Origin of the sequence: Kushneria phosphatilytica (assembly GCF_008247605.1) — a bacterium.
In the GTDB taxonomy this organism is placed as follows: Bacteria; Pseudomonadota; Gammaproteobacteria; order Pseudomonadales; family Halomonadaceae; genus Kushneria; species Kushneria phosphatilytica.
On sequence record NZ_CP043420.1, the window covers coordinates 3,591,843 to 3,606,121 of the forward strand.

Here is a 14,279-nt window from a genome sequence, read left to right on the forward strand (position 1 = left end):
CCTGATCAGGAGCCCGCATGTTTGCCTGGATACTTGCCTTCCATCTGATCGCCGTTATCTGCTGGTTTGCGGCATTACTCTATCTACCACGCCTGTTCGTTTATCATACTCATGCCCTGCGGGATGATGATGAACGTGGCACCCGGCGCTTTCAGATCATGGAGCGCAAGCTTTACAAGGCCGTCATGAATCCGGCCATGATTGCCTCGGTGATTTTCGGGATCTGGTTGCTGGTCATGGATTTTCAGGGCCTGATCTCGGCCGGCTGGTTTTACGTCAAGGCCGTGCTGGTCATTGTGCTGATCGGTTATCAGCATGTCTGTCTGGCGCATATCAAACGCTTTGCCGATGGTATTAATCGGCATGGTCAGGGCTATTATCGCGTTTTCAGTATCATCCCTGTCGTGATTCTGCTGGCCGTTGTGATCCTGTCGGTGGTGCAACCCTTCTGATGACCATGGCTGCCGGTACACCCCCCATTGTGCTGGTACTGGCCGGACATGATCCGACCGGCGGCGCCGGATTGATTGCCGATGCCGAGGCGGTTCGTGCCCAGGGGGGATGGGCGCTGACGGTACCCACGGCGCTGACGGTACAGACGACCCGGGATGTCGAGGCGGTCATGCCCTGTTCGGCAAGTGATCTGACAGCTACCGCTCGGGCCGTGACCGAGGACATGCCGCCGGCAGCGATCAAGACTGGACTGATTGCTGATCTGCCCACGCTTGAGGCTGTGGCTGAACTTTGTGCCTGCTGGCCGCAGCTACCGCTGGTGGTTGATCCCGTGCTGCGTGCGGGAGGGGGGCGTGAACTCTCTTCATCGGCACTGTTGGCGGCCTTTCACCAGCGCCTGTTGCCTCAGGCCACTGTGCTGACACCGAATCTGGCAGAGTTGGCTCGACTGGCGCCTCAGGGAAAAACCGCGGAAGAGCGGGCCGGAATGCTGTTGAAAGCGGGCGCGGGCGCAGTGTTGGTAACCGGAACTGACGATACCCGAGGCAATCAGGTTATCCACACCCTGTATCAGTTGACGGGCTCACGACAGTGGCAGTGGCCGCGTTTGCCGGGGCAATACCATGGGTCGGGGTGTACGCTGGCGAGTGCCCTGGCGGCGGCGCTGGCAGCCGGCATATCGCTGGAAGCTGCCTGTGAACGGGCACAGTACTTCAGCTGGCAGGCGCTGCAGCACGCCCTGAGACCCGGCCATGACCAGGCACTGCCGGATCGCTGGGCGGCGGCCAATGAATTATCCACAGGTGGTTATCGCAATGATGGATGGTGACTGGCGACGGGGCATCTATGCGTTGACCGATGCGGCTCTGCTACCGGATGACGATACGCTACTGGCGGCGGCCGAGGGTGCCCTGCGGGGGAGGCTGGCCCTGCTGCAGTATCGTGACAAATCCTCTGACGAGACCCATCGTTATCGGCAGGCCGCAGCGCTGTCGGCACTTTGTCGTGACTTCGCCACGCCGCTGATCATCAATGATGATATTGCGCTGGCAGCCCGACTGGGTGTTGGCGTGCATCTGGGGCAACAGGATGCCGCCGTTGCCGAGGCGCGCGAAAGGCTGGGGCGTGAGGCGATTGTGGGAGCGACGTGTCATGCCCGGCTCGATCTGGCCGATCAGGCTTGCCGGGCAGGGGCCAGTTATCTTGCCTTCGGGCGTTTTTTTACCTCACAAACCAAGCCTGAAGCACCGCCTGCCGAGCTGTCGCTGCTGGCCGAGGCCGCGCGCTTCGGACTGCCCCGGGTGGCCATCGGTGGCATCGACGGCGAGCGGGTGGCGCAGGCGGTGGCGGCCGGTGCCGATCTGCTTGCGGTAGTCCATGCGGTGTTCGGCGCCGGGCCTGCCGCCTGCGAGCACGCCGTGCATGAACTGCGCCGCCGGGCCGGTTTCACTATCTGAATTCAGTGTCGACGGTGCGCCGTCGACCCAATCCGCTTTGAGTCGAGAGAGCCTCATGACCACATCACAGCAGCAATTCGAGCGTGCCAGTCTCCGTATTCCGGGTGGCGTCAATTCGCCGGTTCGTGCCTTCAAGGGCATGGGTCAGGCGCCGGTATTCATGAAACGGGCGCAGGGGCCCTATCTGTTCGATGTCGAGGATCGGCGCTATATCGATTACGTGGGCTCCTGGGGGCCAATGATCACCGGACATGCCGACCCCGAGGTGCTGGAAGCCGTACGCTCACGAGTCGATGATGGACTGTCGTTCGGTACGCCCACGGTCCTTGAGTCCGACATGGCCGATCTGATCTGCGACATCATGCCGTCGATCGAGATGGTTCGCATGGTCAATTCCGGCACTGAAGCCACCATGTCGGCAGTGCGGCTGGCGCGGGGCTATACCGGCCGTGATCGTATCGTCAAATTTGAGGGTAATTACCATGGTCATGTCGATTCACTGCTGGTCAAGGCCGGTTCGGGGGCGCTGACTCATGGCCAGCCCAGTTCACCCGGAGTGCCGGCTTCACTGGCCGAGCACACCATTACGCTCTCCTATAACGATATCGAGGGTGTACGGGAATGTTTTGCCGAAATGGGCGATTCCATTGCAGGGGTAATCGTTGAGCCGGTTGCCGGCAACATGAACTGCATCCCGCCGCTTCCCGGTTTTCTGGAGACACTGCGTGAAGTCTGCAACGATAGCGGCGCGGTGCTGATCTTTGATGAAGTCATGACCGGTTTTCGGGTGGCGCTCGGTGGTGCCCAGGCCCATTACGGCATTACCCCCGACCTGACCTGTCTGGGCAAGATCGTTGGTGGCGGCATGCCGGTGGGTGCCTTCGGCGGACGACGCGAAATCATGTCGTATATCTCCCCGCTGGGGCCGGTGTACCAGGCCGGTACGCTGGCTGGCAATCCACTGGCGATGGCGGCGGGTATCGCCCTGCTCGAAAAGATCCGCGAACCGGGCTTTCATCAGCGATTGGGCGAGCGGGTCGATCAGCTCTGTGATGGCCTGGAGGCTCATGCACGTGCTGCCGGGATCGACCTGATTACTCAGCGGGCCGGGGGCATGTTCGGTCTGTTCTTTACTGCACAGTCGCAGGTAGACAGTTTTGCTGACGCGACCGGCTGCGATGCCGATGCCTTTCGGCGCTTCTTTACGGCCATGCTGACCCATGGAATTTATATGGCACCATCGCCCTTCGAGGCCGGGTTCATGTCCAGTGCTCACGAGCGTACGCATATTGATGAGACGCTTGAAGCAGCCCGGATCGTGCTGGCCGGCATGGCCGACTGAAATCGTCATGACCGGTATTGACTGGTCATGATGCCACCCTCCATGACTGCTCAGCAGCAACAGGAGAATCTCTTGTGAGTCAGAGCCTGATTGAAGCGCTGCAGGACAGCACCTGCTATCCCCATCCGGTATCACACGTATCGCTGCGGGAGACGCATATCTCCTGGGTGTTGCTGGCCGGGGATCATGCCTACAAGATCAAGAAGCCGCTGGATTTCGGGTTTCTCGATTTTTCCACGCTGGAGAAGCGTCGTCATTTCTGCGAGGAAGAAATACGGCTTAACAGTCGGCTGGCGAGCGATATCTACCTTGATGCGGTACCCATTACCGGTTCCCCTGACGCTCCGATCATCAATGGCGAAGGTGAGCCGTTCGAATACGCCGTACACATGCGGGTCTTTGACAACGAAGGACTGTTCAGCACGCTTCAGGCACGTGGTGAGCTGACCGAAGCGCACATGGATGACATGGTCGATCAGTTGGTCGATTTTCACCAGCGCGCCGAACAGGCAGCGCCTGACAGCGCCTTTGGCACGCCGGAAGCAGTTCATGCACCGACACGCCAGAATTTCGAGCAGCTGCGAGAATTGCTCGAGGACAGCACTGATCTTGCGCGTCTGCGTCGGCTCGAGCAGTGGGCGGATGAGAGTTATGAGCGCCTGGCCCCCCTGATGACAGAGCGATTGCGCCAGGGCTTTGTGCGTGAGACCCATGGTGATATGCACCTGGGTAACGTCGTGCAGTCCGATGGTCGGGTGCTGATTTTCGACTGTATCGAGTTCAATGATGATCTGCGCTGGAACGATGTCTGCTGTGAACTCGCCTTTCTACTGATGGATCTTGAAGTGCGCGGGGAGTGGGCACTCTCCCGGCATGTGCTGGATCGCTATCTGGAACGCAGTGGCGACTACGAACTGGTGCGCCTGCTACCGTACTACAAGGCCTACCGCGCCATGGTGCGAGCCAAGATTGCCATGTTTCGGGTTAACCAGCCCGGTCTGGAGGAAGCCGAGAAGCGCGACATCCACGCCGAATACCGCCGCTATGCCGAACTTGCCGAGCGTTATACCGAGCTGGAGATCCCCTGGTTGCTCGTCAGTGTAGGCGTCTCCGGGAGTGGCAAGAGTCGTTTCACCCAGCAGGTGGTGCGTGAACTCGGTAGTATCCGTATCCGGTCGGATATCGAGCGCAAACGGCTGTATGGCCTAACGCCCGACGCCGATAGTGACTCCGCGATCGATAGTGGAATCTATACGGCCGAGGCCACCGAGCGGACCTATCAGCGACTGGGTGAACTGGCTGGCATGCTGCTGGATGCCGGCTTTCCGGTCTGTATTGATGCCACCGCACTGCGACGTGTTCAGCGCGATCGTTTGCGACATGAGGCCGAGAAGCGTGGTCTGCAGGTGTTGACCATCAGTTTCGAAGCCGACGAGGCAACGCTGAAACGACGCATTGAAAAGCGTCAGCAGCAGCGTGGAGAAGTGTCGGAAGCGGGGATTGAAGTACTCGGCCATCAGCTTGCGACGCGCGAGCCCTTTGGTGATGATGAAAAGGGGCAGGTAGTGCATCTGGATACCACTGCCGAAGGCGCCTCGCACCGGCTGGTCGAGTTGTTGCGCGATCGGTTGCATCTCTCCTGACTACCTGCATGGCACCGATTCCGGCATTACCGGAATCGGTGCGTTTCAGCGCCGCATGTTGGATGAGAAGTTGTCCGGCAGCCGATTCGGCTGCTGGCGTAACAGATGCAGGGCCTGAGTGCGATTACGAACCTTGAGCTTGCGAAAGACGTGATAAAGATGCGACTTGACCGTGTGTTCGCTGATCATCAGACGATCGGCGATATCCTGATTGCTGGCACCGCTATCAAGCATACCCAGTATTTCGCGTTCACGTGGCGTCAGGGATGACAAAGGCGTCCCCGAGCCTTCCTCGTACTGGCGATACCAGTAGGCAGTAAGCAGACGCTCCATCAGCGGGCGTGACAGCCACATTTCTCCTTCCAGCATCCGCACGATGCCCTTGCTGATCAGACTCAGCGGATCATTGCGGTAGAACACGCCCTGCAGTGGTACATGCATCAACAGGGTCATGGCCCGATCCTCGTCGGCCATGTTGAACGCCGCAAAGGCGGTGCGGTCCTGACGATGACCGAGCTGTTCCAGCCAGTGGCGGACATCGTTCTCTTCCAGATGATCATCATCGAGCAATACGACCATCGGGCCCTCATCGCTGGCGGGATCGATGAAGGCATCCGATGCCATCAGTGATACATCGCACTCAAGCTGACGGCGCAGATAGTCCAGAAACAGTTCGTTCTGTGGACTGCTCTGGGTGACCATTACGATCGAAGCGTTGGCAGCATCCATGGGTAGCCCCGGTTGAGGGTGGAACTCGATGCTCGTGTTTCTCTGCGCATAGCCTGTTCGGCAATCTCTGAAGGTAATGACAAGATAAGCGGTCAACCGTTTCATGAAACGGTTTCGAGCTTAAGTCGCGGCTTACTCGTCTGCGTACCCTGATAACCGAAATTCCCGGGAAATATTGGTCTGGTTTAATTGTGTTCAAGCTGTATCCGATGCGATCCATTGGGCTGGAAAGTCATCGAACAATATTGGCAGTCCGAAGTGGACATGATACCGATAGCCCGACCGGGAAATGAAGGCAAGGCCGATTATAGAACGAACGTCGCGCCAATGAGAGCATTGAGCCGGCCATGAAAGTGGGAATGGCGCTTTTTGCACAACAAGTTACATTACGGCAGGGCACAGACCGTTCCACAGGGTGTGGATTGTCGTGGCAGTGGAAGGCAGGTTGGAAACGCCATCGCCTGTTGAGGGCGATGCGGGCAGGAGAAATAGGCACTCACTGCTGAATGCCTGTATTGCGCCAGACAGGGCGCTGCCAATGATGGCCCGCCTGAGCAGGGAAGGCGGTCACTGTCTGCACAAGCGTCAATACAGTAACCGCGAACGCATGCGCTGCCCCACGCCATGCAGGGAGCAGAGGCCGCGCTTCCGGCCTGTCAGGCGTCCGAGTGCTGGCGTGTCTGACGCGGCAGGGGCGCCGGAGCACTGCCCAGATTCTGGCGAACCCAGTTCATGGCCTGGATGCGATTACGCACCTTGAGCTTGCGAAAGATGTTGTAAAGGTGCGACTTGACCGTATGCTCGCTGACAAACAGCTGGTTGGCGATATCGGTATTGGATGCCCCCGTGCCCAGCAGCTTGAGGATTTCCAGCTCACGCTGAGTGAGGCCGTTGGCCGGACGATAGGCGTTGACCTGCTGCCGGCGATAGAAGCGAATCAGCCGGGTCATCAGGGTACGCGACATCCACAGTTCCTGATTGATCAGCTTGGCGAGTCCCTTGCAGATCAGGGCCAGACTGTCACGACGATAAAAGACGCCCTGCAGGCGAAAGGTCGTCGCCAGACTCAAAGCCTGATTTTCGTCCACCAGATTGAAGGCGGCCAGTGTCAGACCGGCGTTGTCGGCAGCGGCCGATTCCTCCCAGTGATACATGTCCTTTTCGTTGACATGATCGGCATCCAGTAGCACTACCCTGTGTATGCCATCGTCACTGCCAACGGTTTCGCGCGGTGCTACCGTGGCCACTTCACAACCGAGCTTGTCGCGTACGTACTGCATGAACAGTTCGCTTTGCGGATTCATCTCGGTAACCAGCAGCACGATCGCCGTTGTTTCCTTATCCACGATGCCTCCCCTTTGGCATGCTCCCCAACGCAGCAAGCGTGAGCATGCCTGTCGATATACTAATGCGAAATGCCATCCTGTAAAGATACGTAAAAATCAAATCCGATATTCCCCCGATTAGCGCACATTCACGGGGTCATATTCAGTCTGTAAGGCTGATCGATTCCCACCTGCCTCGCGCCAGCCTAGAATGTCGGAACGTTTTACGGATCCGGGAATGTGCCCCCATGTCTAGTCAGACCGAGCCTCAAACCGACGATCGGTCACTGGTGATTGCCAGTAACAACGCCGGCAAGCTGCGTGAATTTCGTTCGCTGCTCGAGCCACTGGGGCTGAGCGTCTCGTCACAGGCTGATCATGCCATATCGGCCGTGGAAGAGACCGGCTTGACCTTTGTTGAAAATGCCTTGCTCAAGGCACGAGCGGCGAGTGCCGGCAGCGGTCTGCCGGCGCTCGCCGACGACTCCGGACTCGCCGTGGAAGCGCTTGGTGGTGCCCCGGGCATCTACTCTGCCCGCTACGCAGGGGAGCCGAGCGATGACGAGGCCAACAACCGCAAGCTGCTCGAAGCCATGAGCGAAGTACCCGAAGGTTATCGTGGCGCACGTTATCACTGCGTTCTGGTTCATTTGCGCCATCCCGAGGATCCGGTGCCTATCATCGTGCACTGTGACTGGGCAGGAGAAATTCTCTCACTGCCGCGCGGCGAGGGAGGCTTTGGCTACGATCCTCTTTTCTGGCTCCCCGAGCAGGGCATGAGCGTTGCCGAACTGACGCCGGCGCTCAAGAACCGACTCAGTCATCGCGGCCGGGCTCTGGCCACCCTGGTAGAAAGGTTGCGTACTTCATGACCCTGCCGCCGCTGGCGCTCTATGTTCATGTGCCCTGGTGTGTGCGCAAGTGCCCCTATTGTGACTTCAATTCGCACGCTGCTGCACCCGGTGCCCTGCCGGAAGAGGCGTACATTGATGCTCTGATCGCCGATCTGGAGGCCGATCTGCCGCTGGTTGCCAATCGAACGCTGACGAGTATTTTCATCGGTGGTGGTACGCCCAGCCTGTTCAGCGGTGAGGCCTATGCCCGGTTACTGAGCGCCATCAAGTCACGTGTACCACTGGACGAGGCGATCGAGATTACCCTGGAGGCCAATCCGGGTACGGTAGAAAGGGTGCATTTCGAGGGGTATCGTGCGGCCGGCATTAACCGCCTTTCGCTGGGGGTTCAGAGTTTCGATGATGCTGCGCTCGAACGACTGGGCCGCATTCATGGCGGACACGACGCCGAGCAGGCCGTGGCCCTGGCGCGTCGGGCCGGTTTCGATAATCTCAATATCGATCTGATGCATGGCCTGCCAGGACAGAGTGTGGCCGGCGCGATGACGGATATCGAGCGGGCGCTGGCCCTGACGCCGGAGCATCTCTCATGGTATCAGCTGACCCTGGAGCCCAATACGGTCTTTCACGCCCGTCCGCCCGTGCTGCCGGAAGAAGAGGTGCTGGCCGATATCCAGGACGCCGGGCATGACCGACTCGAGACGGCAGGTCTGGCGCGCTACGAGATTTCCGCCTATGCCCGGCCCGGCCGGGCATCGCGGCATAATCTCAATTACTGGCATTTCGGCGACTATCTGGGCATCGGTGCCGGAGCGCATGGCAAGCTGAGTGCCCCGGATGGCAACGGCGGGCTTGCCATCGAGCGCCGCTGGAAGACGCGTCACCCCGACGATTATCTGCGTCGGTTCAATGATCCCCGTGGTTTTGTCGGGGGACATCGGAGTATTCCCGCGGATGAGCGGCCGCTGGAATTTCTGATGAACGCACTGCGGCTGGTCGAGGGGGTGCCGCGCCATGAATGGAAGATACGTACCGGACTCGACGAAGCCATACTCGATGCGCACACTGAACGGGCACAACAAATGGGCTTGCTCGAGCGCGGCCCGACGCAGCTGAAGGCAACCCCGCAGGGACTGTTGTTTCTCAATGATCTGCTGGCCATGTGCGACGAAGCCGACGCTACCTGAGGGTGGCGGGGTGTCGCCGGGCCCGAATTTCCAGGCAATGGAGCGAGTACGTGAAAGCAAGAACCGGATGGATAGCATCACTGGCATTGAGTGTCGCCATGGCAGGCTGCAGCACCGTCAACCCCTATACCGGTGAGCAGCAGACCTCATCGCTGGCCAAGGGGTCCGGTATCGGCGCGTTGCTGGGCGGCGCTACCGGCGCGCTGGCGGATAACGACCATCGGCTCGATCATGCGGCCATCGGCGCCGCCGTGGGGGCGCTGGCAGGCGGTGGCGTGGGCTACTACATGGATGCCCAGGAAGCCAAGCTGCGTCAGAAAATGCAGGGAACCGGAGTGAGTGTGACGCGCCAGGGCAACCAGGTCATGCTCAACATGCCCAGCAACATCACCTTTGCGACCGACTCCGCCAATCTCTCCCAGCAGATTCGCTCGCCGCTGGATGGCGTGATTCAGGTCCTCAAGGAGTATCAGAACACTCGGGTACAGATCGACGGGTACACTGACTCCACCGGTTCCAACAGCTATAACCAGCGCCTCTCCGAGCTGCGGGCCCAGGCCGTGGGCAACTATCTTGCCCGGGGCGGGGTCGACTTCAACCGGCTGATCATGACCGGACACGGCGAGGACAATCCTGTCGCCAGCAATGACAGTGCCCAGGGGCGGGCACAGAATCGGCGGGTGGAAATCACGCTGGTGCCGACCCAGGGGTGAGGAAGGCGCGCCGGGGTCATTGAACCGGCGCCGCCACGCTCGTACGCCATGCGCTGCCGGCACTTCCGGCAGCGCTTTTTCATTCGAGGAACCCATGCTTGCCTATCAGCACGCCTATCATGCCGGCAACTTTGCCGATGTCCACAAGCACCTGGCGCTGTACGCGCTGACGGAAGCCCTGATGAAGAAGTCCTCGGCGCTGACGCTGGTGGACACCCATGCCGGGCGTGGCGACTATCCACTCGATGGCCCCGAAACCCGGCGCCTGGGAGAGTATCGTGACGGCGTGCTGCCCCTCTGGCAGGCACAGCCCACCGGTAATGCGCTGCTTGATGGATGGTGTCGGCAACTGGCCGGGCACCAGCCAGGCGAGACACTGAGTGTCTATCCCGGTTCGCCCTGGTGGATGGCGCGCGCATTGCGTGAGCAGGATCGGTTGACGCTGTTCGAATTGCATCCTGGTGAACAGCGTCATCTTGATGCAGTTCAACTGCCCGGCGAGGGGCGCATTCGCCATATGCATGCCGATGGACTGGCAGGGCTTGAGACCATGGTGCCGGTGAAAACGCCGCGTCTGGCCGTGCTGATCGATCCGTCATGGGAGCTGCGCGATGAATACCACACAGTGGTTGCGACACTTGAGCGAGTGATGCGCAAGGTTCGCCACGCCATTGTGCTGGTGTGGTATCCGCTATTGCCCCAGGGGCGCCATCACGTCCTGCTCGAGGGGATGAAATCCCAGGGGTTGCGCAAGATCTGGCGCAGTGAACTGAGCCGTTTCGAGGCCACCGATCAGCCCGGGCTGTATGGCTCCGGGCTGGCGATGATCAATCCTCCCTGGCAACTGCCCGAACAGCTGGACAGCGCCTTCCGGCGGCTGGCCGAGCTGTATGGTTCACCGGCCACTCACCGGGGGTGGTGGTGGGTGGGCGAGTAAACCACCCTGTCATGAGGAGGCAGCGTCAGTTGCCTGACCGCGGGTGAGCGAATGCTGACGCAGCTGTTGGGCAATCCGTTCGGCCACTGTCTGCCAGCCGGCGCCCAGTGTGCGCACCAGTGCCGGATATCCATCCGACGGCAGCGGTCGCTCGATACGAAACGGCTGCTGCTCGATCAGCTGCCCTTGGCCGTTTTGCAGCGTATAGCGCCCTGACAGTACTGCCATGCCGTCGTAGCGTCCCTGAAACTGCGACAGTGAAACCTGCACCCTGGCCTGCTCGGGGCTGTGATCATCACCGATACGCACCCGGGTCTGGGGTAGCTCTCTGGCCAGGGCATCGCGCAGTGTGCGAGTCAGCTGGGTACCGAGATCTTCGGCCCACAGATGTGCCTGGGCCTGGTGGACCTCGATATCGGTCGTCTGATATACGACGCCGGGACCATCGAGATAGGCCGCCAGACTGACCGGTGCCAGTGCCACCACGCGCTCCGAAGAGGCCTCGATACTGCCGCTATCGCCCGGCGCCGGTAGCGTATAGCGATGGAATGATGTGCTCTGGCCGGCGCAGCCGCCCAGCGCCAGTAGCAGCACGGAGAGGGTGACCAGTCGACGCATCATTGGGGAGCCCTCGGTTGCGGATCGTGAATCTCGTCGCGATTGAAGATCAGCGAATTGGGTTTTTCACTCAGGGTGCGGGCCGCCGGCTGCAGCGAGTGCATCAACTGATTGAGCTCCTTGAGCGTGGAAGTCAGTTGATCGTAGGCCGGGGCATTGCGCGAGTAGCCCTGGAGCGTCTGCTGAATTGATTGCAGCGTGTTCTTGAGCTCATTGGGCAGCTCCTGGGTACTGCGTTGATTCAGTACCTGATTGAGCGTATCAGCCGTATCGCCGAGTTCGCTCAGCAGCTGATCGGACTGGGCCAGGGTCTGGTTGAGTCGATTGACCGTACCATTCACATCCAAACCGTTGAGCTTGTCGAGCAGCGCAGTCACCTTCTGCTCGATCTGGGCGAAACCGCTGGGCTGACTGGGGAAAACCGGCACGCCATCATACGCTTTCGCTGCCGGAGCACTGGGGTCGTCAACAAAATTGGTATCGACGAACAACTGGCCGGTGAACAGGTTACCGGTCTTCAGCGAGGCACGCAGCCCGTTGTCGAACATGTGTTGCATGCGTTTTCGCCACTCCTCGAGCGCCGGCTTGTCGACCCGCGCCTGCAGCCGCTGTGGTTCGATACGAATCAGTACCGGAATCTTGAAGCTGTTGAGTGAGCTCTGACTGAGCTTGTCGATATGCCAGGGCACGCTATCGACGGTGCCGACCCGGACGCCGCGATACTCGACCGGCGCGCCGGGATTGAGTCCACGCACGGTATCGTCGATCAGCACTACATAGCGCAGGTTGTAGTTGAAGCTGCCCTGATAGGCGCTGTCGCGATCAGCGTAGAGGGTGAAGTCGAGATCACTCTCCTGCCCGATGGGGTCGCCCGGCGGAATGTCCTCGGGGACCCCGAAGGCCACACCACCGCTGACCAGCGATTCCAGCGAATCAAGATTGAGTGAGAAGCCTTCGGAATTGACGTCGAAATTGAAGCCGGCGGCCGACCAGAACCGTGTATTGGTAGTGACCAGCTTCTCGTAGGGTGCCTGAATGAACAGCTGGTAGTGGACCTGGCGGTCGTCGGCATCGAAATTGACCTTCTCCACCCGGCCGACGGTGTAACCATTGAACAGCACTGGATCACCGACACTCAGCGAGCCGGCCATGGTGCTGCTCAGATGCAACCGCAGCCCCTGGGCATCGGGTGGCGCGACCGGTGGCTGATCAAGCATCTGAAAGGTGTACTTTTCCTTGTCGCCATGACCCGGCTGCAGCTGGATATAGTTGCCTGACAACACAGTCCCCAGTCCGCTGATGCCCTCCCGGCCGATGCGCGGCTTGACCACCCAGAATCGGGTACCGTTATTGAGCAGCCGCTCGGTATTGTTGTTCATGCGTGCCTTGACCACGGCATGCTGGGTGTCGTCGGAGAGCGTTACGGAGGTGACGTGGCCGACCTCAACATTGCGCGCCTTGATCAGGGTGCGACCGGATTCGATGCCTTCGGCGCTGTCCATGATCAGGGTGACTTCCGGCCCCTGTTCGGACAGCGAGTGATAGAGCATCCAGGCGCCGATCAGCAGAGCGATCAGCGGTACCAGCCAGACCGGCGAGATATATCGGAGGCGCTTGCGCAGGGCCGTTGAAGTTTGATCGCTCATGGCTCTCTTTCCTGTTGCGGGTCGTCGGAGCGGTCATCGGCCGAGGGGCCGGACGGGGTCACCTGCAGATCGCGATGCTCACCGGCATCCCAGATCAGGCGCGGATCGAAGGAGAGGGCAGCCAGCAGGGTCAGGATGACCACGGCAGCAAAGGCCAGCACCCCGGGGCCGGGCGTGACCGACATCAGCGAGCCGAGTCGGACCAGCGCGACCAGCAGTGCCACCACGAAGACATCGATCATCGACCAGCGGCCAATGAATTCGGTCAGTCGATAGAGCCGCAGCCGGATATCCGGGCGCCAGGGATTGGGCCGGTAGCTTTTCAGGCACAGCCAGCCCAGTGCCAGGATCTTGGCGATGGGGATGACCACACTGGCCAGAAAGATGATCGCTGCAATGGGCCAGTCGCCATGACTCAGCAGCAGCAGTACACCGCCGAGAATGGTCTGGGGGGTACCGTCACCGAGGCTGGTGACCTGCATGATCGGCAGGGCCATGGCCGGGATGTAGAGCATCACCGATACCAACAGCAGTGCCAGGGTCTTTTGCAGACTCTGATGACCGCGCAGATGCTGGCGCTCGCCACAGCGGGTACAGAAATGCGGTCCGAGTCGACGAATGCGATTCACCTGACCGCAGGCCGGGCACCCCATGATGTGCTGCGAGGCCCCGGTACGGCCGGGCACGATGTTATCCGGCAGTCGGCGTTCCGGCCCTACCATGCGTTCCCACAGCCAATCCATGTCGATACGTCGTACGGTCGCGATCATCAGTACCACAAAGGCACAGAAGGACCAGAAAGAGGTTCCGAAATGAATTTCTGCCAGGGAGAGGATCTTGACCATGCTGACCAGCACGCCCAGCAGAAAAACATCGCCCATCATCCAGCGATGGATATGGCGCAGACTGCGCATCATCAACCCCGGCGCAGGCAGGCGCCGCCCGCTCAGCAGGGCAGCGTGAATCAGGATCACGCCCAGCAGGAACAGCAGTGGCAGCACCAGCAGTACCAGCCATAGCAGAAGGGCCAGCGTGGCATAGTGCTGCGAGGTCAGGATCGTCATCGCATCAAACAGATCGATGGAGCGAGTGACGCCGCGTGCCTCGAAAGCGATAAAGGGAAAGGGCAACGCCATCAGCAGGGCAATCAGGGTGGCCATTGCCACGGCCAGAGCATGCTGAGCCGGGCAGTGTTTGCGACTGTAGAGCACATGGTGACAGCGTGGACAGTGCGCGGCCTCCGACTCGGCCAGAGGCGGCACAACGCTGACCATATCGCATTCGTGACAGACGCGCAGCCTGGATGGCGGTGACGTAGTGATGGCGCTCTCCGGAACGTGCAGGCTCGTGCCCTCATGTCCGATTGGGACAACGA

The 14,279-nt window shown here is 60.2% G+C and carries 14 protein-coding genes; 9 read left to right on the forward strand and 5 right to left on the reverse strand.

Going from position 1 to position 14,279, the window contains the following annotated elements; all coding sequences use genetic code 11:
* Positions 1-17: 17 nt before the first annotated feature.
* From FY550_RS16670 to FY550_RS16690, 5 genes are all read left to right on the forward strand, one after another.
* Positions 18-452 carry a CopD family protein gene (locus tag FY550_RS16670; protein ID WP_070980212.1) on the forward strand — a complete coding sequence of 145 codons (435 nt, stop codon included), beginning with the start codon at positions 18-20 and terminating at the stop codon, positions 450-452.
* Positions 452-1,282 carry a bifunctional hydroxymethylpyrimidine kinase/phosphomethylpyrimidine kinase gene (gene thiD, locus FY550_RS16675; protein ID WP_325062967.1) on the forward strand — a complete coding sequence of 277 codons (831 nt, stop codon included), beginning with the start codon at positions 452-454 and terminating at the stop codon, positions 1,280-1,282. The genes FY550_RS16670 and thiD overlap by 1 nt, the downstream gene beginning before the upstream one ends.
* Positions 1,242-1,910, forward strand: a complete 669-nt coding sequence (gene thiE / locus FY550_RS16680) for a thiamine phosphate synthase (protein WP_233350233.1) — start codon at positions 1,242-1,244, stop codon at positions 1,908-1,910. Before thiD ends, thiE begins: the two co-directional genes overlap by 41 nt.
* Positions 1,911-1,965: 55 nt before the next feature.
* The gene (gene hemL, locus FY550_RS16685; protein ID WP_070980216.1) at positions 1,966-3,252 is read left to right on the forward strand and encodes a glutamate-1-semialdehyde 2,1-aminomutase; all 1,287 of its coding nucleotides are present in this window, start codon (positions 1,966-1,968) and stop codon (positions 3,250-3,252) included.
* 74 nt (positions 3,253-3,326) lie between these two features.
* Positions 3,327-4,895 (forward strand): bifunctional aminoglycoside phosphotransferase/ATP-binding protein, encoded by a 1,569-nt coding sequence (locus FY550_RS16690; protein ID WP_070980218.1) that lies wholly within the window; start codon positions 3,327-3,329, stop codon positions 4,893-4,895.
* A gap of 45 nt (positions 4,896-4,940) precedes the next feature.
* On the opposite strand, the gene FY550_RS16695 is transcribed toward FY550_RS16690, so the two are convergent.
* Both FY550_RS16695 and FY550_RS16700 read right to left on the reverse strand, forming a co-directional pair.
* Positions 4,941-5,624 (reverse strand): LuxR C-terminal-related transcriptional regulator, encoded by a 684-nt coding sequence (locus FY550_RS16695; RefSeq protein ID WP_070980220.1) that lies wholly within the window; start codon positions 5,622-5,624, stop codon positions 4,941-4,943.
* Positions 5,625-6,280: 656 nt separating this feature from the next.
* Positions 6,281-6,970 carry a LuxR C-terminal-related transcriptional regulator gene (locus FY550_RS16700; protein WP_325062968.1) on the reverse strand — a complete coding sequence of 230 codons (690 nt, stop codon included), beginning with the start codon at positions 6,968-6,970 and terminating at the stop codon, positions 6,281-6,283.
* A gap of 227 nt (positions 6,971-7,197) precedes the next feature.
* Between FY550_RS16700 and rdgB the strand changes: the two genes are divergently transcribed.
* The 4 genes from rdgB (at position 7,198) to FY550_RS16720 (ending at position 10,640) form a co-directional block, all read left to right on the forward strand.
* On the forward strand, positions 7,198-7,821 hold the full coding sequence (rdgB, locus tag FY550_RS16705; RefSeq protein ID WP_070980222.1) for an RdgB/HAM1 family non-canonical purine NTP pyrophosphatase: 624 nt from the start codon (positions 7,198-7,200) through the stop codon (positions 7,819-7,821).
* Positions 7,818-8,990: a radical SAM family heme chaperone HemW gene (hemW, locus tag FY550_RS16710; protein ID WP_070980224.1), complete on the forward strand. Its 1,173-nt coding sequence runs from the start codon at positions 7,818-7,820 to the stop codon at positions 8,988-8,990. Before rdgB ends, hemW begins: the two co-directional genes overlap by 4 nt.
* A 50-nt stretch (positions 8,991-9,040) precedes the next feature.
* Complete coding sequence (locus tag FY550_RS16715) at positions 9,041-9,703, forward strand: OmpA family protein (protein WP_325062969.1); 663 nt, start codon at positions 9,041-9,043, stop codon at positions 9,701-9,703.
* Between the two features lie 94 nt (positions 9,704-9,797).
* The gene (locus FY550_RS16720; RefSeq protein WP_070980228.1) at positions 9,798-10,640 is read left to right on the forward strand and encodes a 23S rRNA (adenine(2030)-N(6))-methyltransferase RlmJ; all 843 of its coding nucleotides are present in this window, start codon (positions 9,798-9,800) and stop codon (positions 10,638-10,640) included.
* Positions 10,641-10,649: 9 nt separating this feature from the next.
* On the opposite strand, the gene FY550_RS16725 is transcribed toward FY550_RS16720, so the two are convergent.
* From FY550_RS16725 to FY550_RS16735, 3 genes are read right to left on the reverse strand one after another with little or no spacing between them, the layout of a single operon-like run.
* Complete coding sequence (locus FY550_RS16725) at positions 10,650-11,261, reverse strand: PqiC family protein (protein ID WP_070980230.1); 612 nt, start codon at positions 11,259-11,261, stop codon at positions 10,650-10,652.
* Positions 11,258-12,904: an intermembrane transport protein PqiB gene (gene pqiB, locus FY550_RS16730; RefSeq protein ID WP_070980232.1), complete on the reverse strand. Its 1,647-nt coding sequence runs from the start codon at positions 12,902-12,904 to the stop codon at positions 11,258-11,260. Before pqiB ends, FY550_RS16725 begins: the two co-directional genes overlap by 4 nt.
* Positions 12,901-14,268: a PqiA/YebS family transporter subunit gene (locus FY550_RS16735; protein ID WP_407657390.1), complete on the reverse strand. Its 1,368-nt coding sequence runs from the start codon at positions 14,266-14,268 to the stop codon at positions 12,901-12,903. Before FY550_RS16735 ends, pqiB begins: the two co-directional genes overlap by 4 nt.
* Positions 14,269-14,279: the final 11 nt, after the last annotated feature.